Annotated in this window: 21 protein-coding genes and 3 pseudogenes; 12 read left to right on the top strand and 12 right to left on the bottom strand. The window is 67.1% G+C overall.

The window, feature by feature from the left end:
• Window positions 1–227 precede the first annotated feature (227 nt).
• Window positions 228–977: a GntR family transcriptional regulator gene (locus tag ACM6LU_RS16110; protein ID WP_414938477.1), complete on the bottom strand. Its 750-nt coding sequence runs from the start codon at window positions 975–977 to the stop codon at window positions 228–230.
• A gap of 110 nt (window positions 978–1087) precedes the next feature.
• Here ACM6LU_RS16110 and ACM6LU_RS16105 point away from each other — a divergent pair, with 110 nt between their 5' ends.
• Window positions 1088–1957, top strand: coding sequence for an aldolase (locus tag ACM6LU_RS16105; RefSeq protein WP_414938476.1), 870 nt, complete (start codon window positions 1088–1090; stop codon window positions 1955–1957).
• A gap of 26 nt (window positions 1958–1983) precedes the next feature.
• Window positions 1984–2247 (top strand): annotated as a pseudogene (locus tag ACM6LU_RS16100) (aldehyde dehydrogenase family protein); the annotation flags it as partial.
• A gap of 141 nt (window positions 2248–2388) precedes the next feature.
• Here the strand turns inward: ACM6LU_RS16100 and ACM6LU_RS16095 are convergent.
• Window positions 2389–3774 (bottom strand): amino acid permease, encoded by a 1386-nt coding sequence (locus tag ACM6LU_RS16095; RefSeq protein ID WP_414938475.1) that lies wholly within the window; start codon window positions 3772–3774, stop codon window positions 2389–2391.
• 170 nt (window positions 3775–3944) lie between these two features.
• Between ACM6LU_RS16095 and ACM6LU_RS16090 the strand changes: the two genes are divergently transcribed.
• Genes ACM6LU_RS16090 through ACM6LU_RS16080 form a run of 3 tightly spaced genes read left to right on the top strand, consistent with a single transcriptional unit; the run spans window position 3945 to window position 5593 of the window.
• On the top strand, window positions 3945–4850 hold the full coding sequence (locus tag ACM6LU_RS16090; protein WP_414938474.1) for a glutaminase: 906 nt from the start codon (window positions 3945–3947) through the stop codon (window positions 4848–4850).
• Between the two features lie 42 nt (window positions 4851–4892).
• The gene (locus ACM6LU_RS16085; protein WP_414938473.1) at window positions 4893–5381 is read left to right on the top strand and encodes an MSMEG_6728 family protein; all 489 of its coding nucleotides are present in this window, start codon (window positions 4893–4895) and stop codon (window positions 5379–5381) included.
• A 2-nt stretch (window positions 5382–5383) separates the two neighbouring features.
• Complete coding sequence (locus tag ACM6LU_RS16080) at window positions 5384–5593, top strand: DUF2945 domain-containing protein (RefSeq protein WP_414938472.1); 210 nt, start codon at window positions 5384–5386, stop codon at window positions 5591–5593.
• An 86-nt stretch (window positions 5594–5679) separates the two neighbouring features.
• On the opposite strand, the gene ACM6LU_RS16075 is transcribed toward ACM6LU_RS16080, so the two are convergent.
• Together ACM6LU_RS16075 and ACM6LU_RS16070 are read right to left on the bottom strand one after the other, a co-directional pair.
• Window positions 5680–6096, bottom strand: coding sequence for a hypothetical protein (locus ACM6LU_RS16075; RefSeq protein WP_414938471.1), 417 nt, complete (start codon window positions 6094–6096; stop codon window positions 5680–5682).
• A 39-nt stretch (window positions 6097–6135) separates the two neighbouring features.
• Window positions 6136–6996, bottom strand: a complete 861-nt coding sequence (locus ACM6LU_RS16070) for a LysR family transcriptional regulator (RefSeq protein ID WP_414938470.1) — start codon at window positions 6994–6996, stop codon at window positions 6136–6138.
• Window positions 6997–7078: 82 nt separating this feature from the next.
• Here ACM6LU_RS16070 and ACM6LU_RS16065 point away from each other — a divergent pair, with 82 nt between their 5' ends.
• Complete coding sequence (locus ACM6LU_RS16065) at window positions 7079–8020, top strand: MBL fold metallo-hydrolase (protein WP_414938469.1); 942 nt, start codon at window positions 7079–7081, stop codon at window positions 8018–8020.
• Here the strand turns inward: ACM6LU_RS16065 and ACM6LU_RS16060 are convergent.
• The 4 genes from ACM6LU_RS16060 to ACM6LU_RS16045 form a co-directional block, all read right to left on the bottom strand.
• Complete coding sequence (locus ACM6LU_RS16060) at window positions 7967–8143, bottom strand: hypothetical protein (protein ID WP_414938468.1); 177 nt, start codon at window positions 8141–8143, stop codon at window positions 7967–7969. The genes ACM6LU_RS16065 and ACM6LU_RS16060 overlap by 54 nt on opposite strands.
• Before the next feature lie 127 nt (window positions 8144–8270).
• A complete protein-coding gene (locus tag ACM6LU_RS16055; RefSeq protein WP_414938467.1) occupies window positions 8271–9044 on the bottom strand; it encodes a hypothetical protein in 774 nt (257 codons plus the stop codon).
• A complete protein-coding gene (locus ACM6LU_RS16050; protein WP_414938466.1) occupies window positions 9031–10563 on the bottom strand; it encodes a substrate-binding and vWA domain-containing protein in 1533 nt (510 codons plus the stop codon). The genes ACM6LU_RS16055 and ACM6LU_RS16050 overlap by 14 nt, the downstream gene beginning before the upstream one ends.
• Entirely contained in the window at window positions 10560–11795 is a 1236-nt protein-coding gene (locus ACM6LU_RS16045) for a hypothetical protein (protein WP_414938465.1), read from the bottom strand. The genes ACM6LU_RS16050 and ACM6LU_RS16045 overlap by 4 nt, the downstream gene beginning before the upstream one ends.
• Window positions 11796–11977: 182 nt before the next feature.
• Here ACM6LU_RS16045 and ACM6LU_RS16040 point away from each other — a divergent pair, with 182 nt between their 5' ends.
• Window positions 11978–13630 carry a glutamate--tRNA ligase gene (locus ACM6LU_RS16040; protein WP_414938464.1) on the top strand — a complete coding sequence of 551 codons (1653 nt, stop codon included), beginning with the start codon at window positions 11978–11980 and terminating at the stop codon, window positions 13628–13630.
• A 471-nt stretch (window positions 13631–14101) separates the two neighbouring features.
• On the opposite strand, the gene ACM6LU_RS16035 is transcribed toward ACM6LU_RS16040, so the two are convergent.
• Window positions 14102–14818 carry a hypothetical protein gene (locus ACM6LU_RS16035; RefSeq protein ID WP_414938463.1) on the bottom strand — a complete coding sequence of 239 codons (717 nt, stop codon included), beginning with the start codon at window positions 14816–14818 and terminating at the stop codon, window positions 14102–14104.
• A gap of 304 nt (window positions 14819–15122) precedes the next feature.
• Here ACM6LU_RS16035 and ACM6LU_RS16030 point away from each other — a divergent pair, with 304 nt between their 5' ends.
• Together ACM6LU_RS16030 and ACM6LU_RS16025 are read left to right on the top strand one after the other, a co-directional pair.
• On the top strand, window positions 15123–16598 hold the full coding sequence (locus tag ACM6LU_RS16030; protein WP_414938585.1) for a SulP family inorganic anion transporter: 1476 nt from the start codon (window positions 15123–15125) through the stop codon (window positions 16596–16598).
• Window positions 16599–16656: 58 nt separating this feature from the next.
• The gene (locus ACM6LU_RS16025; protein ID WP_414938462.1) at window positions 16657–16878 is read left to right on the top strand and encodes a hypothetical protein; all 222 of its coding nucleotides are present in this window, start codon (window positions 16657–16659) and stop codon (window positions 16876–16878) included.
• 18 nt (window positions 16879–16896) lie between these two features.
• Here ACM6LU_RS16025 and ACM6LU_RS16020 read toward each other — a convergent pair whose 3' ends face one another.
• Window positions 16897–17130 carry a hypothetical protein gene (locus tag ACM6LU_RS16020; RefSeq protein WP_414938461.1) on the bottom strand — a complete coding sequence of 78 codons (234 nt, stop codon included), beginning with the start codon at window positions 17128–17130 and terminating at the stop codon, window positions 16897–16899.
• Between the two features lie 214 nt (window positions 17131–17344).
• Here ACM6LU_RS16020 and ACM6LU_RS16015 point away from each other — a divergent pair, with 214 nt between their 5' ends.
• On the top strand, window positions 17345–18349 hold the full coding sequence (locus tag ACM6LU_RS16015; protein ID WP_414938460.1) for a ferritin-like domain-containing protein: 1005 nt from the start codon (window positions 17345–17347) through the stop codon (window positions 18347–18349).
• A 414-nt stretch (window positions 18350–18763) separates the two neighbouring features.
• Here the strand turns inward: ACM6LU_RS16015 and ACM6LU_RS16010 are convergent, their stop codons facing one another.
• Window positions 18764–19126, bottom strand: coding sequence for a hypothetical protein (locus ACM6LU_RS16010; protein WP_414938459.1), 363 nt, complete (start codon window positions 19124–19126; stop codon window positions 18764–18766).
• Between the two features lie 132 nt (window positions 19127–19258).
• Entirely contained in the window at window positions 19259–19891 is a 633-nt protein-coding gene (locus tag ACM6LU_RS16005) for a hypothetical protein (RefSeq protein ID WP_414938458.1), read from the bottom strand.
• 363 nt (window positions 19892–20254) lie between these two features.
• Between ACM6LU_RS16005 and ACM6LU_RS16000 the strand changes: the two are divergent.
• Window positions 20255–21301, top strand: a pseudogene (locus tag ACM6LU_RS16000) (DUF222 domain-containing protein).
• Between the two features lie 105 nt (window positions 21302–21406).
• A pseudogene (locus ACM6LU_RS15995) lies at window positions 21407–21559 on the top strand (IS110 family transposase); the annotation flags it as partial.
• Between the last annotated feature and the right edge of the window lie 50 nt (window positions 21560–21609).

Genomic DNA, 21609 nt, shown 5'->3' with positions numbered 1-21609 from the left:
GGCTGATCGCTCCCGGGCTGGGCGCGGTGGGTCTCGGACTCATCGTGACGCTGGCCGTCCTCGACTTCCCGACGCTCGCCGGGTCTGGCAACGGCGTCGTCCCGCTTACTGCCGTGGCTGCTCCCGCTCGTCGCGCCGGCCGGGCTCGGCCTCGCCGTCTAGCTGCGGAAGTCCCGTCCCTCGGTGTACGCGGCGCTGGAGTCCGGTCTGGAACGCGAATCGCGCCGTCAGACGTTGTTGGTCAGCGAGAGGTTGAACGAGTAGCGCGAGGCGCGGTAGACGTGCCATCCGTGCTCGACGACCCGGCCGGCGTCGTCGTAGGTGGTGCGGCGCATGGTGAGCAGCGCCGCGCCCGGCTTCTCCTCCAGCAGTTCGGCGTCCTCTTCGGTCGCCTGCCGGGCGCCGACGTTCTGCTGGGCGGCGTGCAGGCGGACACCCGCGGCTCGCAGCAACTGGTAGAGGCCCTTGTCCCGCAGTTCGTCGTCGTCCGGATCGATGATGCCGTCGGGCAGGTAGTTGTTCATGATCGCCAGCGGTTCGCCGCCGGTCGAGCGCACCCGCTTCAGCCGCCGGACGTGGGTCAGGCCCGGCGTCTCGAGCCGCTCGGCCGCGTTTTCGCCGGCGGGCTCGACCCGGTTGACCAGGACAACGGATTCCGGCTTGTCCCCGAGTTCGCTGAGATCGTCGAACAGGCTACTCAACCGCAGCGGGCGGGCGACCTTGGTGCGGACGACCTGCGTGCCGACACCGCGTTTGCGGACCAGCATCCCCTGATTGACCAGCGTCTGGATCGCCTGGCGGATCGTCGGCCGGGACAGGTGCAGCCGCGCGGCCAGATCCAGCTCGTTGTCCAGTCGCGCGCCGTTCGGCAGCCTGCCGTCCTCGATCGCGGCGTGGAGTTGCCGAGCGACCTGGGAGTACAGCGGCTCCGGACTGTCCGGATCCACCACGATCTCACCGGGAGCCCACGGTTTCATGCGCGGAGCCTACCGCGACGAACCTTTATGACCTTATGTCCATATGTCTTGACAAAGTCTCCGGCGGCTTGCGATGGTCGAAAGACCACGCGAGCCAGGAGGAACAAAGGGTGTCCGACACAGTACGCCGGGTAGTCGCCGCGCGAGTGGGCGTTCCCGAGGCCATAGCGGTGGCCGCGACTGCCCGGATCCGGGCGGAAACACCCTTCAACGACAAGGGTCGCATGATGGTCATCGCCGCGGACCACTCGGCGCGGGGTGCGAACGGCGTCGGTTCGGACCCGCTCGCGATGGCCGACCGCGGCGAACTGCTGGACCGCCTCGGCCTGGCGCTGGAGCGGCCCGGTGTCACGGGGGTGCTGGCGACGCCGGACATCATCGACGACCTGCTGCTCCTCGGCGTCCTCGATGGCAAGACCGTCATCGGCTCGATGAACCGCACCGGCCTCGCCGGATCGAGTTTCGAGATCGACGACCGTTTCGCCTGCTACGACGCCGAAGCGATCGAGCGGATGCGGTTCGACGGCGGCAAGACGCTCACCAGGATCTGCCTGACCGACCCGGCGACGCCCGGCGTCCTGGAGAACACCGCGAAGGCGATCAACGACCTGGCCGACCGGAAACTGATCGCGATGGTCGAGCCGTTCCTCACGGACTGGGTCGACGGGCGCCTCCGCAACGACCTCTCCCCCGAAGCCGTGATCCGCTCCATCACCATCGCCTCCGGCCTCGGCCGCACCTCGGCCTACACCTGGCTCAAACTCCCGGTGGTCGCGGACATGGAGCGCGTGCTGGCCGCGTCGACGTTGCCCGCCGTCCTGTTGGGCGGCGAGGTCAAAGACCCCGAAGCCGCGTTCGCCGCCTGGCAACGGGCGCTCGCACTGCCGACCGTGCAAGGCCTCGTGGTCGGCCGGTCCCTGCTTTACCCGCACGACGGCGACGTCGCCAAGGCCGTCGACACGGCCGTCGGGCTGCTGTGAATCCACTACCGGTGAAAGGCTGTTCCGTGAAGACCATCGACCACTGGATCAACGGCGCCGCGACCACGGCGGGTTCCACGCGCACCGCTCCGGTGCACGACCCGGCGGCGGGACGTCCGCAGGCGGAGGTGCTCCTCGCCGAACCGTCCGATGTGGACATCGCCGTGACGGCCGCGGGCAAGGCGTTCGAGTCGTGGGGCGATTCGTCGCTGTCGCAACGGACCAGGGTGATGTTCGCCTTCCGCGAGTTGCTGGTGCGGCACGAGGACGAACTCGCCGGGATCATCTCCAAAGGTCGTCACCACGCGATGGCCGCATACCGCCGCCGGTTTCCACTTCCCGACCTCCAGCTGACTCCCCGCAATTAGTCCTCTAGTTGCGGTCCTTGCGTGTGCAACTACCGCAACTAGAGGACGAATTGCGGGCGGGGGTCAGCGCACCTGCTGTTGCCGTTTCCCGACGATCCGCCAGCCGACCGCCAGCACCACGACCAGCACCGGGATCGAGTAGAACGCGATCTTCTCGGCGCCGTCGGAGAAGCCCATCAGGACCACCACCAGCGCGAGGAAGCCCAGCGTCGCCCAGCCGCTGTAGGGCGCCCACGGCATCCGGTAGGACGGTCGTTCCAGCTCCCCGCGCAGCGCCGCCTGGCGCATCCGCATCTGACAGAAGATCAACGTCGCCCACGTCGTGATCACCCCGAGCGAAGCGATCGCGATCGCGATGTCGAAAGCGTCCTTCGGCACCAGGTAGTTGAGCACCACGCCGAGCACGTAGGCGCCGGAGGTGAACAGGATGCCGCCGTAGGGCACGTGACGGCCGCTCATCTTGCCGACGAACTTCGGCGCCTCGCCCTTGTCCGCCAGCGCGCGCAGGATGCGGCCGGTCGAATAGAGCCCGGAGTTGCAGCTCGACAGCGCGGCGGTGAGCACGACGGCGTTCATCACGTCGCCGATGCCCGGGATACCGAGCCGCGAGAAGACGGTGACGAACGGGCTCTCACCACCGTTGTAGAACGGCCAGGGCAGCAGCATCGCCAGCATCAGCACGGAACCGACGTAGAACACGCCGATCCGCCAGACCACGCCGTTGATCGCCTTCGGCAGCACCTTGCGGGCGTCCTTGGTCTCGCCCGCCGCGATGCCGACGACCTCGATCGCCGAGTACGCGAAGATGACCGCCTGCAGGGTCATCAGCGCGATGCCGATGCCTGCCGGGAAGAATCCATTGTGTGCGGTCAGGTTGTGCACACCGGCCGTGGTGCCGCCGATGTCGGCGCTGGTGAGCACCAGCCCGATCGCGGTGACCAAGAAGACCACGATGGCGAGCACCTTGACCACCGAGAACCAGAATTCCAGCTCGCCGAACAGTTTCACCGAAAGGAGGTTCACCAGGATCAGGACGCCGAGGGCGACCAGGGCGCTGATCCACTGCGGCACGTCGGGCAGCCATTTGTGCACGTAGATCGCCACCGCGGTGATCTCCGCGATGCCGGTCATCGCCCAGTTCACCCAGTACATCCAGCCGGAGGCGAAACCCGCCCACGGCCCGATGAACTCGCGGGCATAGGTGACGAAACTGCCGGAAGTCGGCTCGTGCAGCACGAGCTCACCGAGCGCGCGCATCACGAAGTAGGCGGCGATGCCGCAGAGCGCGTACGACAGGACCAGCGACGGTCCGACCTGCTGGAGCTTGCCACCGGCACCGAGGAACAGCCCGACACCGATCGCGCCGCCGATGGCGATCATCTGCACTTGACGGTTGCCCAGTGCTTTTGAGTAGCTTTCACCTTTTTCGGTGAGCAGCGAGGGATCCATGGTTGCCAGACGCTAGAGCGTGTGCGGCACGTCACCAACCTAGCTAAGGAAGACTTAAGGTGTGCGGGACGTCACCCTGGCGGTTTTACTGGTATTTCCCTTTTCGATTTGACAATTTCACCCGCGAACCCCGATCTTCGCGCGCGAAGGCGGCCTCCTACGCTACGGCCGTGGACCTCGCAGCGCTGCTGGACCGGATCGCCGACGACGTCGCGCCGGAGATCGGCCGCGGTGCCGTCGCGGACTACATCCCCGCTCTGGCCAGGGTCGAGCCAAGGCAGTTCGGCATGGCGGTGGCCGAAGTGGACGGTGAGGTGCATGGAGTCGGCGACTGGGAAGTGCCGTTCTCCATCCAGAGCATGTCGAAGGTCTTCACCCTCGCGCTCGCGCTCTCCCACGGCGACGGCGTGTGGACGCGGGTGAGCCGCGAGCCGTCCGGCAACCCGTTCAACTCGCTGGTGCAGCTGGAGAACGAGGACGGGATCCCCCGCAATCCCTTCATCAACGCCGGGGCGCTGGTGGTGACCGACGAATTGGCGCACCACGGCGACGCGGCGGAAACCCTGCTTCGGTTCCTCCGTGAGGAAAGCGGTCGCGCGGACATCGGAATCGACGCCGAGGTCGCCGCGTCGGAAGCCGAGCACGCCGACCGCAACCGCGCCCTCGCCTACTTCATGGCGTCATACCGGAACATGCTCCATCCGGTGCCCGCCGTCCTCGACCAGTACGTCCGCCAGTCCTCGATCGCGATGACCTGCGGAGACGTCGCACGCTCGGCGGTGTTCCTCGCCCGCCACGGCGTCCGCAACGACGGCACCCGGCTGCTCGGGCTGAGCGCCGCCAAGCGGATCAACGCGGTGATGCTGACCTGCGGAACCTACGACGCGGCCGGCGAATTCGCCTACCGTGTCGGACTACCCGGCAAGAGCGGGGTCGGCGGCGGCATCGTCGCGATCGTCCCCGGCCGGTGCGCGGTCTGCGTGTGGAGCCCCGGGCTGGACGCGCGCGGCAACTCCGTCGCGGGCGTCGCGGCGCTGGACCGGTTCACCACGCTGACCGGTTGGTCGATCTTCTAGCCGATCCGGTTTCGGATCCCGGCGGGTGGGGAAGCCGCCGATGTGCAGACGTTCCTTCCGTTCGCCGACTTCCGGGCCTCCGCCACCGCGCTCGACCAGCAAAGGCTCGGCAAACAACGCGTCGAGACCATTCAGGTGCTGCGCGCACTGACGGTGCCGGGCTACGGCTGGCGCCACCATCCGGCCGCGGCGATGTGGGCGGGCTACGAGGAGGCGCTCGTCCGGTACGGATTCGACATCTGCGAGGTCTGGTGCGCGACGGGAAGGCAGGACACCTGTCGCGAAACACTGCGGCTCGACCTGCTCCGCGCCACCGGGCTGGATCGGGTCCGCACTCGAGCGGAACTGGCGGACGGACAGGACCTCCCGCCCTGGCTCGGTGACGCCGACTTCCACCGGAGTCATCGCTCCGCCCTGGTCCGTAAGCAACCGGAGCACTACCGCGCACAGTTTCCGGACGTTCCCGACGACCTGCCCTATGTCTGGCCCGCGTCCGATCGTCCACGACGGACACCCGCCGAGAAGGAGTGACGATGACGAAACGCTTTCACAAAGGAGACAAGGTCCGCTGGAACAGTCACGGCGGGCAGGCCGAGGGCGAGGTTCTGAAGGAGATCACCTCCGACACCGAAGCGGGCGGCCGCACGGTACGGGCGTCGAAGGAGGAGCCCCAATACCTCGTCCGCAGCGACAAAAGCGGTGGTGAGGCCGTCCACAAGCCCGACGCGCTGGAACACCTGTAGCCGCCTCTCTTGTCCGGGACTCGCCGTGAAGGCCTCCCCTGACCTCAAGGTGGGAGGGAGGCCTTGATGGACCTGCCACCCGGCCCTCAGGTGCTGGGCCGCCCCATCTCGTGTCCCGGCCGCCCGTCGGTCCGCCGCCGCCGCTTGATCCGCTCTTCGTGCAGGTGCCGCCGCCCGCCGGCGAGGTCACCGCTGACGTCCCGCGTCAGCTCGCGGAAGGCCGCGTAGTAGCCGTCGTCGTACTCCTCGACCAGCTGGAAGGTCCACCGCTCCGGCAGCACGTTGAGCCCGATCAGCTCGCTCTGGATCTGCTCGGCCCACTCGGAGTGCCCTGCCTTCCGGAGCGCCTCCGCGGCTTCGTCGAGTGCGAAGTCGGCGCTTCCCGTGAGGCGATGGAAGGCGTACAGCTGGCCTCTCGCCTGCTCGACCGTTTCGAACGCGGCGACCAGCTTGCCGACGGCGTCGACGGTCGCTTCGTCGGGTTCAGAAGGTGATTCCGGCATGACCTTTGATTCCCTGGACCGAGCGGTTTCACACCGCCCTCATCGGTGGCTTTCGACGGCGATCCGGGCGAACGAGCGGATCAGCGGGCTCTCCCGCCCGGTCACCCACGCCACGACGAGCGGGCTCGGCGGCATGTCGGCCAACGGCACCCAGGTGAGTCCGTCGGGCAGGGCGTGCCCGAGCGGCGCGATACCCGCCGTGCCGTTCCACAGGACGGCTTGCAGGCATTCGCTGACCGTGCGCACCACCGGGCCGGCCGGCCGCTCCCCGATCGGCGCCGCCCCGTTCCAGTACGCGCGCCACAGCGGGTCCGTCCCGTCCGGCAGCTGGAACCAAGGTCGATCGGCGACGTCGGCCAGCCGGAGTGACTCACGACCGGCGAGCGGATCGCCGGTACGCAGGACGAGCCCGACCGGGTCGGAGCGCAGGACACGGACGCTGATGCCGGTTTCGTCGAACGGCGACCGGGTCAGCGCGACGTCGGCGAGTCCGGCGCGCAAACCGGTGGTGGGGTCGGTGAAATCCGCCTCGCGGAACCGGATCGAGACCTCGGGATGACGTCGCCGGAACGCCGCTGCCAGCCGGGTGCCCGCCTCCCCCGCTCCGTCGGCGAGTGTGCCGACGGTGAGCGTCGCGGGGCCTGCCGCCGCCGTCACGCGAGCGCGGCCCCGCTCGGCCTGGTCCAGCAGGGTACGGGCCTCGGCGTACAGGGTGGTTCCGGCCGCGGTGGGCTCGACGCCGGCGGCCGAGCGGAGCAGCAGGACGACCCCCAGGTCGCTTTCCAGCTGCTGGATGGCCCGGCTCAGCGGCGGCTGGGTCATGTGCAGCCGCGCGGCGGCCCTGCCGAAGTGCCTCTCCTCGGCGACGGCCACGAAGTAGCGCAGCAGGCGGAGTTCCATCACCGGCGATGATACCCAGCCGGTATCGGGCCGGGAAGATCGGACTTGGACGGCGGACGGGTACCGGCGGCACATTCGGATCATGCCCTTCGAACCAGTCACCCACGAACCCGTCGTCAACACCGGCCAGGCCGGCGAAATCGCCCGCGACGTCGTGGTGATCCCGAACCTCGGCGTCGACCTCGTCCCCAATATCGGTGTCATCGGCGGCGAGCACTCGGTACTCGTCGTCGACACAGGACTGGGGCCGCGCAACGCCGAAAAGGTGCTCGCCTTCGCGGCCGAGCACGCCCGCGGCCGCAGGCTGTACCTGACCACCACGCATTTCCACCCCGAGCACGCGTTCGGCGCGCAGACTTTCGCGGAGCACGCGACCTACCTCGTCAACAGCGCGCAGGCGGCGGACCTGATCCACAAAGGACCGGCCTACCTCGAGATGTTCCGTGGCCTCGGCGCCCCGGTCGCGCGGCACCTGGAAGGCGTCGGCCTGGTCGTACCGGACGTGGTCTACGACGACCGGTACGACCTCGATCTCGGTGGACGGGTCGTACGCCAGGAGGCCACCGGACGCGCCCACAGCAAGGGCGATCAGGTGGTGACCGTCCCCGACGCGGGCGTGCTGTTCACCGGGGACCTGATCGAAGCGGGCCAGTTCTCGATCTTCCCGTGGTTCCCGCCGTACGACACCGACGTCTCGGGACCGCGGTGGATCGAAGTGCTGCGACGGCTGGCCGCCGCCAAGCCGGACATCGTCGTCCCCGGCCACGGCGACGTCTCCGGACGCCGGATCCTGACCGACGTCCGCGAGTACCTCGAAGTGCTGCGCGAAGAGACCTGGAAGCGGCGCGACTCGGCTCTCGCCGAGGAGACCATCGCCGCGGAGGTCGAAGCGCTGATGATCGAACGCCACCCCGAGTGGGAAGGCCGGGACTGGATCGCGAAGGGCGTCGGCTGCTTCTGCGCGGAACACTCAGGCCATGAGGCAGCAGGCGCCGGTGAAGCAGCCGAAGGCCCCTCCGCTTGACACGTTCTTCCAGTTGTCGAAGTGATCGATCACGATGTCGACTTCGGTCTGTCCCACCGTGGTGACGTCGAACGCGGAGTCGGCGAAGAAGCGGCGGATATCGTCGGAAACGGCGGTCTGCATTGGATTCTCCCCTGTCGAACCTGCGGTGTTCGGTACCGGAATCGTGCAGGTTCGGCCCCGCCGTCCGACAGTGCGAAGCGCCATGGGCGACGTGTGGGTTTCGTCTGCTCCATTCGGCCGTGGAGGGTTACTTGAAGATGGCGATGGGATGGACGACGAGTTCGCCGCTTTCGGGGTCCCAGTCCTCGACCTTGCCGAGGCATCGGGCCCGGAACGCGCCGGCGGGCACGGTGTCCCGCAGATCGCCGGTCACGCAGGTGAACCGGATCCGCCTGCTCTTCTCCGGGTCGTCCGGATTTCCGTACGGGGCGACGAAAACCGTCTCGCCGTCGGACTGGGATCGTTTCCGGAACAGGCCCTTCACCGAGACGAACGCTTCGACGCCACGCAGCCGTGTCTTGAGCTGGCGGGTGCTCTCGGCACCATCGGACCAGCCGAGTTCCTTGACCAGCGCGCGATTATGGACGAGTTCCTGTTCCGACAGGTCGACGTAGATGATGTCGTGGTGTTTCTCCAGCACCTTCATCACGATGCCGATCACGGTGATCGGTTCGGCCTTGTGGATGTAGCGCCGGAACTCCTCGTTGGTGTCGGTGCGTTCCGATTCTCCTCTGAGCAGACCGAATCCGCCCGATCCCCAGAACCGCCAGCCCCGGCTCCGCCGTTTCTCCACTTCCTGCTCCAGCGCCTCGTTGTAGCGGTGCAACTGGTAGAGGCCCATCACGGATTTCGAGTGCAGGTAGAAGCCGATACCCCGGATCATCCCCTGATCGCCGTCGGACCGCGTGCGGCGCCAGTGCTTCACGAGGATCACGATCGCGACGACGAAGGCGACCAGGGTCAGCACCCAGACGGCCAGCCACATTCCCCAGACGTCCCACCACAGATTATCGGCAGCCACGGATCTCCTTGAACGCGTCGAGCAGGGATGTCGAGTTCGCGTCGACCAGGCGGCCACCAGTGGCCACGGCCGCACGGCCGAGTTCGGCGGGATTCGCCTCGCCGAACCGGATGGTGTACGTGGGCACGCCGGATTCCTTTGGTGTGCGAAGGAAATCTTCGATACCCTGGCCGGCGTTGCTCTCTCCGTCGGTCATCAGCACGATCGAGACGTTCTGGCCGGGTTCGGCCCGGCGATGGGCGCCGGCCTTCGCGTAGGCCTCACCGAGCGCCGACCAGACGGCGGTGTCGCCGTCGAAGTCGTCGGTGGCGATGAAGGCCCGCAGTGCGTCGAGATCCCGCGGCCCGTTGATCGTGAAATCCCGGTCCCCAAGTATTCTCCCGCCGAAACGGAGGACCGTGAGCCGTTCGCCACGGTAGAAGCGATCGAAGCCGCCACCGGAATTGCTCAGCCCCGCGAAGGTCGCCCTGAGCGCGGCGATCCGCGCCCCCTTCATCGAACCGGAGAAATCCAGCACGAAAATCACCCGCCCGGGTTTCCAGCTCGCGGGATCGGCGTAGTCGGCGAGCAGTTCGTCCACCACGGCCGGGTCGTCGGGGAAGTACAGTGAGTTCCCGGTCGAGGCGGGCAACCTCGGATCGAGCCCCACTTCACCGATGACCGGCCGCCGGAGGGTTCTTTCCATCAATTTCTTCTGTGTCGCCGGACTTCTGACCCATGAGACGACCTTGTCGTACACCTCCCGTTTGGCCGGGTCGAGCAGGAGGATCGGGTATTCCGCCTGCACGATGCCATCGCGCGGGTACACCAGTTCCAGCGGCGCCTTGAGCCTGCCGCTGCCGTTCAGGCTGAGCAAAGTGGACTCGTAGCCGATGATCGCGTCGACTTCCTGGCGCTCGGCGAACCGATCGGTCAACGCGGCCGACGTGTCCGCGGTGATCGTGTGCCCAGTGCGGAAACCCTGCAGTTTGTCGCACTTCACGTCCTCCAGCCGCAGAGCCGCCCCGGTGCCCGCGGCCGCGGTCGCCACCCCGACGAGAGAAATGAGCCCGCTGGTCGCCGTGGCGGGGTTCGCCATCGCGAACCGGAACGAACCGCTCGCGGCGGCGTCCGCGAGGTCCGCCCAGGACAGTTTGCCGTCCGGTTTGCCGCGGCGGAGTTCCGCCGCCTTCGCCGACGTCATTCCGACGACGACCGGCGAGATCATGGTCTTGGTGGCCAGTGGCCGTTCGCCCTTGTCCGCGGCCCGCCTGAAGTCGAGCTGGAAGAACCGGTCGGTGGAGATCCAGGCGAGATCGTGCGTGGCCCTGCCGGGGATGAGGGCGGTACTCGTGTTGACGGTTCCCTGGAAATCCATCTCCAGGTCGATTCCCGTTTCCCCGCGGAGGTCGTCGAGGATCGGCCCGAGATCGGCGAGTTCGGGACTGGCCAGGACGCGCAGCTTCACCTTCTGTCCACCGCTCGTACACGCGCCCGCCACCAGCAGCAGGCAGCACAGGACCATCAGGAATCGCTTCATGAGCAGTCCCCGACGGTCTTGATCATCTCTTCCAGCACCAGGTTGTCCGGTAATGGCGTGGTGCTGTCGTTGTCCGCGATGTCCGGGGTCGGCAACCCCTGTTCGCGCAGGAAGTCGTACAACCGCGCGCTTTTCGTACTGCCGGCCGGGGTCGCGACACCGAACCCGAGCTCCATCGCGCGGCGCTGCAGATCGGGATCGAAGGTGATCAGTTCGCCCAAGCGTTCCGCTGCCGGCTTCAGGGCGAGGAACTGCGGCTTCGTCAGGATGTTGTCCTTGGGGTACAGCAGGACGCGGTCAAGGTCCGGCCGCCCGCTCTGCGCCTTGGCCCGCAACTGCATGGCGAGGTACTGGTGCTCGTAGATGACGACGATCGGTCTGTCACCCTCCGCCAGATTCGCGTAGGACTCCGACAGGTCGGTCGACGGGAAGCCTTGCGCGGCCACGAGCGGCTTGACCCGGCCTGCCAATTCCTTGGCGCTCGACAGGTTCGGCGGCCCGGCGGGCGCACCGGCCCGTTGCGGATCGACGACCGGGACATGGCGGCCGTTTTCGAGGAACGCCAGGAGAACCAGGTACGTCGCACCGGAATTGGAGTCGCAGATGTTCGAGGTCTGGGCCAGCACCTGGTTCCCGTTCGCCGCGCCGAAGTCGCCGACGCCCAGCGAGTCCCAGGTCGCCTTCCTCCTCATCGCCTGGATGAACTTCTCGGTGTCCAGCGTGTAGTAGAGCGGGTCCTGCCCCGGCGGTTTGAAAGCGATCTCCTTGCGCGCCAGTGTTTCGGCGTAGCGGCGGTACGTGGCGAGGACGATCGGACTGGTGAACGGCTGCCGCGCGCTGCCCGTCCACTGGTTCGCCCTTGACCGCCGGACGAGGCCCGCGGCGGGCTCGCCGGACATGAACACGAAGTCGTACTCGCTGAGGTCGTGGGTGGCGGCGTCCCGTGAGCCCGCCCTGGTCACGTGGACCCGGATGTGACGGCGCATCAGGATCTCCTGGATCTTCGCGTCCTCGAAGAGATCCGATTTGGAGCCCATCTTGCCGCGCAGGACCAGTGTCTGCTGAAAGGGCACCACGACCGTCCCGGTCAGGAGCAGCACGATCAGGCCGCTCACGGCGAGGGCCAGCGCGGGCCCGAAACTGCGCAGGAAACGGCGGCGCAAAAAGAACGCCGAAGGCTTTGGTCGGATGGTGAGCTGGGGTTCTTCACGAAGTGATCTATCGGTGGTCACCGATTTCCTCCCCGAATGTCCGGCGAGGCCCATTTTACCGGGTTGCACCGACGGAAAAGCACGTCTCGATTCGGCTTCCTCCCGCTTCAGGACCCACCCCCACCAGGCCGGGAGGCCGGACGGTTAGGCTCTTCGGTGGCGAAAACAGCCATGCACCACGACGCCGGGAGATCTGAACCGCCATGCTGGACCGAGCAGTCATCGACGCCCTCTTCCCCGCCGACCTGCCCGAACCCGAGCACTGGGAACAGCGTTACCCCGCCCGCGACCTCCCCGAGGGCGCCATGGTCACCCGCTTCGGCCCGTCGCCCACCGGATTCGTCCATATCGGCGGGGTCTACGTCGCCACCATCGACCAGGACGTCGCCCGCCGCAGCGGCGGCCGCTATCTGGTCCGGGTCGAGGACACCGACCGGTCCCGCGAGGTCGAAGGGGCCATCGACCAGTTCGAGCGCGGCTTCGCCTACTTCGGTCTCGCCTCCGACGAGGACATCCACCGCGGCGGCGACTACGGCCCGTACCAGCAGTCCGAGCGCGAGCAGATCTACCTGACCTACGTCCGTCATTTGCTCCGCCTCGGCCGCGCGTACCTCGACTTCGCCACCAAGGACGAACTGGCGGCGATCACCACCCGGCAGCAGGCCACGAAGCTGCCCACCGGCTACTACGGCTCCTGGGCGATCTGGCGTGACGCCGACCCCGCCGACGTCCAGGCCAAGCTCGACGCCGGCGACCCGTACGTCGTGCGGTTCCGCGCGCCGGACGACACCGGCGCCCGCGCCAGGTTCACCGACGCCATCCGCGGCCCGCTCGAAGCCGAGGCCAACCGCAACGACGTCGTCATCCTCAAGAGCTCCGACCAGAGCCCGCGGCTGCCGACCTACCACTTCGCGCACGCCGTCGACGATCACCTGATGCGCGTCAACCTGGTCATCCGCGGCGACGAGTGGATCTCGTCGGTGCCGACGCACCAGCAGCTGTTCGACGCACTCGCCTTCGAGCCGATCACGTACGCGCATATCGCGCCGCTGATGAAGCAGGAAGGCGGCAGCAAGCGCAAGCTGTCGAAGCGCAAGGACCCGGAAGCGAGCGTCGACTTCTACATCGAGTCCGGCTACCCCACGAAGGCCGTCCTCTACTACCTGCGCGGCCTCGCCAACGGCCGTCTCGCCGAGATGCCGCTCGAGCAGGCCCTGACCGAGCCGATCAACCTGGACGAATGCGGCGTCGCCGGCCCGCTGGTCGACCTGGTCAAACTCGACGACATCTCGGCCGACCACATCGCCACGTTGCCCGGCGCCGAGATCCTCAAAGAGGTCAGTACCTGGGCCGAGCGGTTCGACCCCGCGCTGCGGACCGTCCTCGACGCCGAGCCCGACCTCGCTCTCCGGGCGCTGGCCGTCGAGCGTGACGGGGCCGAGAACCCGCGCAAGGACCTGAAGAAGTGGAGCGAGTTCCGCGCCGTCTACGGCTTCTTCTTCCCGCAGCTGCACGCCGCCGTCGAGAGCCCCGGCGACGAGCGCATCGCCGCCCTCGGCGTCGACCGCGACGTCGTCCAGGCCGTGGCGCGCGACTTCGTCGAGAACTACCAGCAACTCGACGACGGCCAGGAGTGGTTCCAGCAGATCCGCGACGTGGCCGCGAAGCACGGCTTCGCGAAGAACGCCAAGGAGCTCAAGAAGGACCCCGAGCGCTACCCGGGTTCCATCCGGGAGGCTTCGCAGATCATCCGGATCGCGATCACCGGCTCGACCCGGAGCCCGGACCTGCACTCCATCACGCAGGCGCTGGGACGCGAGGAGACGCTGGGGCGGTTCGCCGGTCTCATCGGCTAGGTCTCGCGTCTCACGCGCTGAAGGGGACTTTCCCCGCGTGGCATGCGGGGAAAGCGCCCTTCGCGTGGCGAGGTGTGGCGATCCGCCCCCACGCCTGGTCGCGACGTAGTGAAGGCCTCCCTTGCCTTTCCTCAAGGTAGGAAGGAAGCCTTCACGTACTGGGGAGGCGTGTCGTTGTGACTGATGGTGCTGCTGGGACTGCTGGGACGTTCACCAGCGAGTGAGGGGAACTTCAAGAGACCCAGAGTCCCTCAAGGAGTCCTCCACGGACTTCAGATGGACGACGGCATCAGCCGCATGAAGAACACGAAGGCCCCTTCACTCCGCCAGACACAACGAAGGAGGCCTTCACCCACTGCGAAGCGGCCTTCACCCACCACCCTTGTGACTGATGGGACTGCTGGGACTGCTGGGACGTTCACCAGCGAGTGAGGGGAACTTCAAGAGACCCAGAGTCCCTCAAGGAGTCCTTCACGGACCTGCGAGCACGGTCTGAGGCAGGAACTGGTCGTAGAACGCCATCTTGACCGCGAAAACCGCCTGTTCGGTTTCGTGGAACCGCTCCCTGGCCTCACGCGAGTCGATCAGCTGCACGAGCCGCAACCCCAGCCGGTCCGAAAGCGGCGACGCGGCGGCGAGCGGGTGGGACGTCGCGTCGTGCATGTGGCGCGGATAGTAGAAGACGGACTTGTCGCCGAGCACCGGGCCGATCCGGCGCCACAGTTCGCCGTACTCGACGGAGGCCAGCACCTCGCCCCAGAGTCGCAGGATCGTCAGCAGTTCGACGTCGGCGTGCCCCGAGTCGCCGGCGGTGGCGATCAGTTCCATGGTGGTGTCGACGCAGGCCGACGTGGCCAGCGACTTCCTGGACCGCACCAGCGTTTCGCGGGGGACGCCGAGCGCGAGGATGTCGGCCATCATGTCCTCGCGGTGCGAAGGTGTGCTGCCGGGAGAGGTGTTGTCCGGGTACTTCTCACGGATGATGACGCGGGCGATCCGGATGGACCGCTCGTCAGTGAGCAGGTCGATCGCCAGGTCGTAAACCATGGTGCACGCCAGCGACAGGAACCGCCGCTGCAGCAGGACGTTCTGCAGCTCCTCCTGCGGGAGATCGGTGACGCCGCGCAGCGCCGGGTGATTCCGGAATTGGTCGATCAGGCCGTCTTCGAACTCGTCAAGGTCGCGCATCTCCACCCCTCTTGTTCGGAAACGGACCGTGTCGATACCTCAGTTTCCCACGATCCAAGAGGTTTCCGTGATCGGGGTCACCGCCTTGCCGCAAGACCATTCCTCCTCCGAAACCCAAGAAAAGAACCGAATCCTGAGCGGAATCCGCAGTGTGAAGGGAAATCCCTGATCGTGACCCAGACCTCACCACCGGGGAGGCGGCTGTTCGCACCCGCACGCGCGGGCCTAACCTGACTTCTCGCATCCCACTCCGATCACGTCAGGTTGCCGCGTGCCCTCATCGTCTTCGCTGTCGTTGTCCCGCATGCGGCCGTCCAGGCCTTCCTGGCTTTCGCCGAAGGTCGCCCGCATCGAGATCCTGGGTGGACTCGTGGTGGCCATGGCGCTGATCCCGGAGGCGATCTCGTTCTCGATCATCGCGGGCGTCGACCCGAGCGTCGGATTGTTCGCGTCGTTCACGATGGCCGTGGTGATCTCGGTCGTCGGCGGCAGGCCCGCGATGATCTCCGCCGCCACCGGCGCGATCGCGCTCGTGGTCGCTCCGATCGCCCGCGAACACGGCCTCGGGCATTTGATCGCCACCGTGATCCTCGGCGGGCTGTTCCAGATCGCGCTCGGTTCCCTCGGCGTGGCCAAGCTGATGCGGTTCGTCCCGCGCAGCGTCATGGTCGGCTTCGTCAACGCGCTCGCCATCCTGATCTTCCTCGCGCAGGTGCCCGAACTCATCGACGTGCCGTGGCCGGTCTATCCGCTGTTCGCCGCCGGCCTGGTGCTGATGGTGCTGTTCCCCCGCTTCACCAAGGTGGTCCCGGCGCCCTTGGTATCGATCGTCGCGCTCACCGCGCTGACCATCGGCGCCGGGATCGCGGTCCCGACCGTGGGCGACAAGGGCGCGCTGCCGTCCTCCCTGCCGGTGCCGGGACTGCCGGACGTCCCGTTCACCATGGGTACGTTCGCCCTGCTCGCCCCGTACGCGCTCGCCTTCGCACTGGTGGGGCTGATGGAATCGTTGATGACGGCGAAACTGGTCGACGACATCACCGACACCCGTTCGAACAAGACCCGCGAGGCGATCGGCCAGGGTGTCGCGAATGTCGTCACCGGCATCTTCGGCGGCATGGGCGGCTGCGCGATGATCGGCCAGACGATGATCAACGTGAAGACCGCCGGTGCCCGAACGCGGCTGTCCACGTTCCTGGCCGGGGCCTTCCTCATGGTCCTGTGCATCGTCTTCGGCCCACTGGTGTCCAGGATCCCGATGGCGGCGCTCGTCGCGGTGATGGTGCTCGTCGCCTTCGGCACCTTCGACTGGCACTCGATCGCCCCGGCGACGCTGAAGCGCCTGCCCGCGGGCGAGATCATCGTCATGGTCGTGACCGTGGCGGTCGTCGTGGCCACCGACAACCTCGCCATCGGTGTCGTCCTCGGCTCGATCGTCGCGATGGTCATCTTCGCGCGCCGCGTCGCGCACCAGGTCGAGGTCACCGCGGTCACCGACCCGGACGGCTCGCAGGTCGTCTACGCGGTCACCGGCGGATTGTTCTTCGCCTCCAGCAACGACCTCGTCCACCGGTTCGACTACGTGAACGACCCGGACTCCGTCGTCATCGATCTCACCGGCGCCCGCATCTGGGACGCCTCCACCGTCGCCGCGCTCGACGCTGTGACCGGCAAGTACCGGGCTCGGGGCAAGACCGTCGAGATCATCGGTCTCGACGAGCACAGCGCCACCCTGCACGGCAAGCTTTCCGGAGAACTCACCGGCGGCCACACAGGGTGAAACGCTCGGGGCCCGACAGACGACTTACTCAGTACGCAAGTACGGAAAGTTGTGGTCGATGAGCGCTGAGCGCGTTGTCCAGCTGCGCTGGGAGTCCAGGCAGGTGGCCGCCGGGCACTCGGCGCTGTCGTATTCCGGTATCGCCGTGGTCCGCCATCACGATGGCGAAGTCGTAGACCGGACCTGGGTGCCGATCGGCGACGAACCGACCTTCGACGACGACGAGGCCCTGATCGCCGCCCTGCACGCCGCTTGGCGATGGAGCAGGCCCGCCGCCTGACCATCCACTTCGGACGGTTTACTCGTCGACGGCCTTGTACCGGCGCCGGAGTTCTTCGTCCTGTTCACGCGGCGACTTTTCCACCCAGCGCCCGTGGACCAGGTCGTTCTCCGTGTAGTCCGCCCGCCGCGAGGCCCAGCTCGGCAGCATGAACTTGCGGGTTCCGCCTCGCCCCCGGTCGCGCAGATCGGTGAGCACGGCGATGCCGATCACCAGGACGAGTACGCCGAGCCCTATCCAGATTCCGACCATGTCCGCTCCCCCGCAGATGAAGTCAGTTTCCGCAAGGGTAGCGCCGAACTGTCCCAGGTCGGCATCCTTTTCCGGGCCGTGACCAATCCGATCGCCGAGCTGCCTCGAAATGGTCGGTCCACGAAGATCCAGCCCCCGCGTCGCGGTGACACCGCGGTGCTCGGGAATCGCCCGGTGATGTGCGGAGCCACCCCGGGCGGGAAGGAGATCGCCCGTGTTTGGCAAGCGCTACGCCGCTTCGATGATCAACCGCAGTGTGGAGAACGCACAGGACCGCCGCCGTTTCTTGCGGGCCGCGGGGGTGACCGGTCTCGGCGTCGTCGGGGCGGGGGCTCTCAGTGGTCTGGCCGGTCCGGCGGCCTCCGCCGTCACCTCGCGCCCGGCCGCCGTGAAAACCGCCGAAGCCGAGGGCGTCAGTGACGGCGCGGTACTCAACTTCGCCCTCAACCTCGAATACCTCGAAGCCGAGTTCTACCTGCACGCGGTCACCGGGAAGGGGCTCGCCGACTCGTCGACCACCGGGACCGGTACCCGCGGCGGGGTCACCGGCGGCCGGGCGGTGAAGTTCAAAACGAAGGCCGCGAAACAGTACGCCCAGGAGATCGCGGGCGACGAGAAGGCGCACGTCGAGTTCCTGCGCTCCGCGCTGGGTTCGGCGGCGGTCAGCCGTCCGGCGATCGATCTGCAGGCCAGCTTCACGGCCGCCGCGCAAGCCGCGGGCCTGGTCAAACGAGGTCAGAGCTTCGACGCGTTCGCCTGCGAGGAGAACTTCCTGCTGGCGGCGTACCTGTTCGAGGACGTCGGCGTCACCGCCTACAAGGGCGCCGCGCCGCTGATCAGCAACAAGACCTACCTCGAAGCCGCGGCCGGGATCCTCGCCGTCGAGGCATACCACGCCGCGAACATCCGCACCGCGCTCTACCAGCACACCGGCGGGCTGCTCGGGCTCGGCCTGCTCGGCAGGGACCTCCGCGAAGCCAGCGTCAAGCTTTCCAACGCGCGTGACAGCCTCGACGGCACCACCGACCTCGACCAGGGAGTCGTCGACAAGAACGGCCGGGCGAACATCGTGCCCACCGACGCCAACGGCATCGCTTTCAGCCGCTCCCCCGGCCAGGTCCTCAATATCGTCTACCTGACGCCCAAGGCCGCCACCTCCGGCGGCTTCTTCCCCAAGGGCGTCAATGGAGAGGTCAACACCAGCGCGGCCAACGGCTGAGCCCCGCTCACCCGATCGCTGCGACCGTTCCGCCGCGTTCCATCCAGGTACGCGGCGGAACGGGGCGGGCGGCCTGTGGCGACGATCGCGAGGAAACCGAGTTCGATCCGGTACGGGGAACCGGGGGCCAGCTCCCCGTTCGGCACCGGAGAGGCGCAGTACGAGCGCGGCCACGGGCAACCCCGGCGCACAGGCCGATCGGCCTCAGCCGGTTGACGATCACGACCTGAGATTCCCGGTGCCCTCCGGGTTACCACAACCTGTTCACCGATCCGGTGAGCATTCCTTTGTGCGCGTTTGGCCTCCGGCAGGAAGGGCATCGGACCGAAGAATACGCCTGATTACCCACTGTCGCGTGGGCATGACGGTAGCCGGTGTCCGCGAAGTCTCGCGGACACCGGCTACCGGGGGCGGTCAGCCCCGGGCGTTCGGGTCGATCGCGTTGCCGGCCAGCCCAGTGGCGGCGTCACCGAAGGCACCGGTGGAGTCGACGGCGCCCTGACCGGCCGCGGTAGCCGAGTCGACGGCGCCTTGACCAGCGGTGGTGGCGGAGTCGACGGCGCCCTGACCAGCGGTGGTGGCGGAGTCGACGACGCCCTGACCAGCGGTGGTGGCGTTCTCGGCGAGGCCCTGTCCGGTCTCGGCCAGGCCTCCGGTGGCCTGAGTGGCCTGGTCGGCGGCACCGGAAAGGTCGACGCCGGTCAGCTCGCTGACCTTGTCACCGGCACCACCCAGCAACTCGGCGGCCTTCTCCTTGAGCGAGTCGAACAGGCTCATCAGGGGTACTCCTCGGATCGGTCGAGCGGGTGCGACTGATGCTCACAGTACAGGACAAATCGGTCACACCGTGCGACGGGCCTTCAACCGTCTACAAGGGACGATGTGCTCACCGGTTCGGATAACCGGCGGTCAAAGGCAAGGCGGCCGATAGCGGTCGATCGCGAGGCCGCGGAAATCGAGCTTGTTCGGCGTCTTGCCGACGAAGACCAGGCCTCGCGCTTCGGCCAGCGCCGAAGCGAAGGAGTACGTGGGCTTACCCAGCTCTGGCAGCGTCGTCCACGCGTCGGGCGCGAAGCTGAAGAACTTCTTCTGGAGCTTCCCACCGGTCGACGGTACCTTCGTGAGCCATTTGTCGCCGCCACTCCAGTGCGAGGCCGGGCGCAGCTGGATGTAGAGATCGTCGGTCGCGCTGTAGGTCATCCAGAAACCGGCGGATTTTGAAAGATCAGCCTGCGCCTCGAACCGATTCCCCAGCCAGACGACGACCACGTGCCATTCTACGTTGAGGAAGGCCACCTTAACCGCGTAACCGCCGCGCTCACGGACGAGCAGACTGCCGGTCGCCGGAACCGTCGCACCCTCACCGGACGCGAGCCATTGCTGCAACCGGTCGATCGACGGGGTCGCACATTCGCGGCCGTGCCGAGGCGGATGCCCGCCGGACGCGTTCGCGACCGCTCCGGTGCCGATCAGCGAGACCATGAGCACGGACGCGGCCACCGCGAACGTCCGACCGAAAGGAACCCTGGATCCTCCGCGCATTCCGGGAAGCTAGCACAGGGATCGTCGAAAACCCTCGTACGGCGGGAAAGTGGGCCACGGTGCCCCACTCAGCGGAACCGTCCTTTGTGGATGATCAATCTCGGGCGACCCGGCCGCGATCGCGCACCAGTTGCCACGAGGGATGCAGCCTTGACGTTGCCTCACTGCCGGAACAACCTCGCCGCACAACCAGTCGACTAAATACGGTAATCGCGTCAAGCGACCGAACCACTCTTCAGTGGTAAATGTGCCGTTTCGCGGTAACGTAAAATTACGAACACCTGTTCGACAGGATTGCGGTATTATGGTGGGGTGTCCGAGACCCTCCCTGAACTGCCGCAAGAACTGTGACGTGCCGGCAAGCTGGAGCTTGCCCGCGGCGTGCAGCAGTTCCTGCAGGTGATGCGGGTGGCGTCCGCCGGTCTGGGCCAGTATCTGGCGGAGATCGAATCTCGTGGCGTTAAGGACTTGTACGGCCACCGCTACCGCGGCAGCCGAGGGTGCGATCGGGGAAGAACGGATCAAGCAGATCCTGGAGATCCTGCGGAGGATCCCGGCCGAGGTGGCCGTGGAGGATCGGGAGCATGCGGAGAAGACCTTCGCCACGTTGGCTCGGGACGCGGGTCCCCGGCAGGTCTCGAAACTCGGGGACAACCTACTCGCCTGACTCGACCCCGACGGCAACGAACCCAAGGATCCCGAACCCGCCCAACCCCGCCGCGAACTCACGCTGGAACGCCGCAAGGACGGCTTCTGGACACTGAAAGGCCTCCTCGATGACGAGGCAGGTGCCCGGACCGCGGCGGCACTGGAGGCTTACGCCAAACCCCGCCCGGTGGACGAGTTCGGCCAGGTGGATCTGCGTTCCAAAGCCGAACGCCAGGGTGACGCATGGGTCGACCTGGTGGATTTGGCGGTCGCCTGCTCCGATCAGCCCGGCACCAACGGCTACCGCACCCTCCTCCACATCACCATCGGCCTCGAGGAACTCAAAACCGGACTCGGAACCGCCTGCCTCGACTTCGTCGGCGAAATGACCGCCCGCGAAGCCGCATGGCCGCCTGCGACTGCCTCATGCTCCCCGTGGTCCTCAACGCCGCAAGCGAACCCCTCGACAGGGGGCGCCTCAGGCGGTTCGTCACCCCAGGCCAACGCCGAGCACTCAACATCCGAGACCGCGGATGCACCTTCCCAGGATGCCACCGCAAACCCAAAAACTGTCACGCCCACCACATTCACCATTGGGCAGACGGCGGACCCACCAACCTCACACTGCTCTGCGGTTTTCATCACCGCCTGATCCACCACGGCGACTGGGAAGTCCGCATAGCCCCCGACGGACTACCCGAATTCATCCCGCCCCAATACCTGGATCCACTGCGAAAAACCCGACGCAACACCCTGACCTGACCCGAAGAGCCCGCCAGCCACACGGCGACGAGCCCCTCGGCATGCCCGCACGAGACCCGAAGTCTCATTTCCTTCTTGCTGGCTTTTGATCAAAAGCCAGCAAGAAGGACCGGCAACCGCCGACTCGAACGCACGTGCTTCCTCGCCGCCTTCGCGGCCTTGCCCGACCCCACCAGCTGCGCTCACTACCAGCGCAAACGCGACGAAGGCAAGGACCATGAAGCCGCCCTCATCTGCCTCGCCCGACGACGATGCGACGGCTGCGCCGTCATCAACCTATCCATCGGCCACCCAGGCATCCCGTACGA

Source organism: Amycolatopsis sp. cmx-11-51, from assembly GCF_047608665.1.
In the GTDB taxonomy this organism is placed as follows: Bacteria; Actinomycetota; Actinomycetes; order Mycobacteriales; family Pseudonocardiaceae; genus Amycolatopsis.
This window is presented reverse-complemented; position numbering and strand designations above follow the sequence as displayed.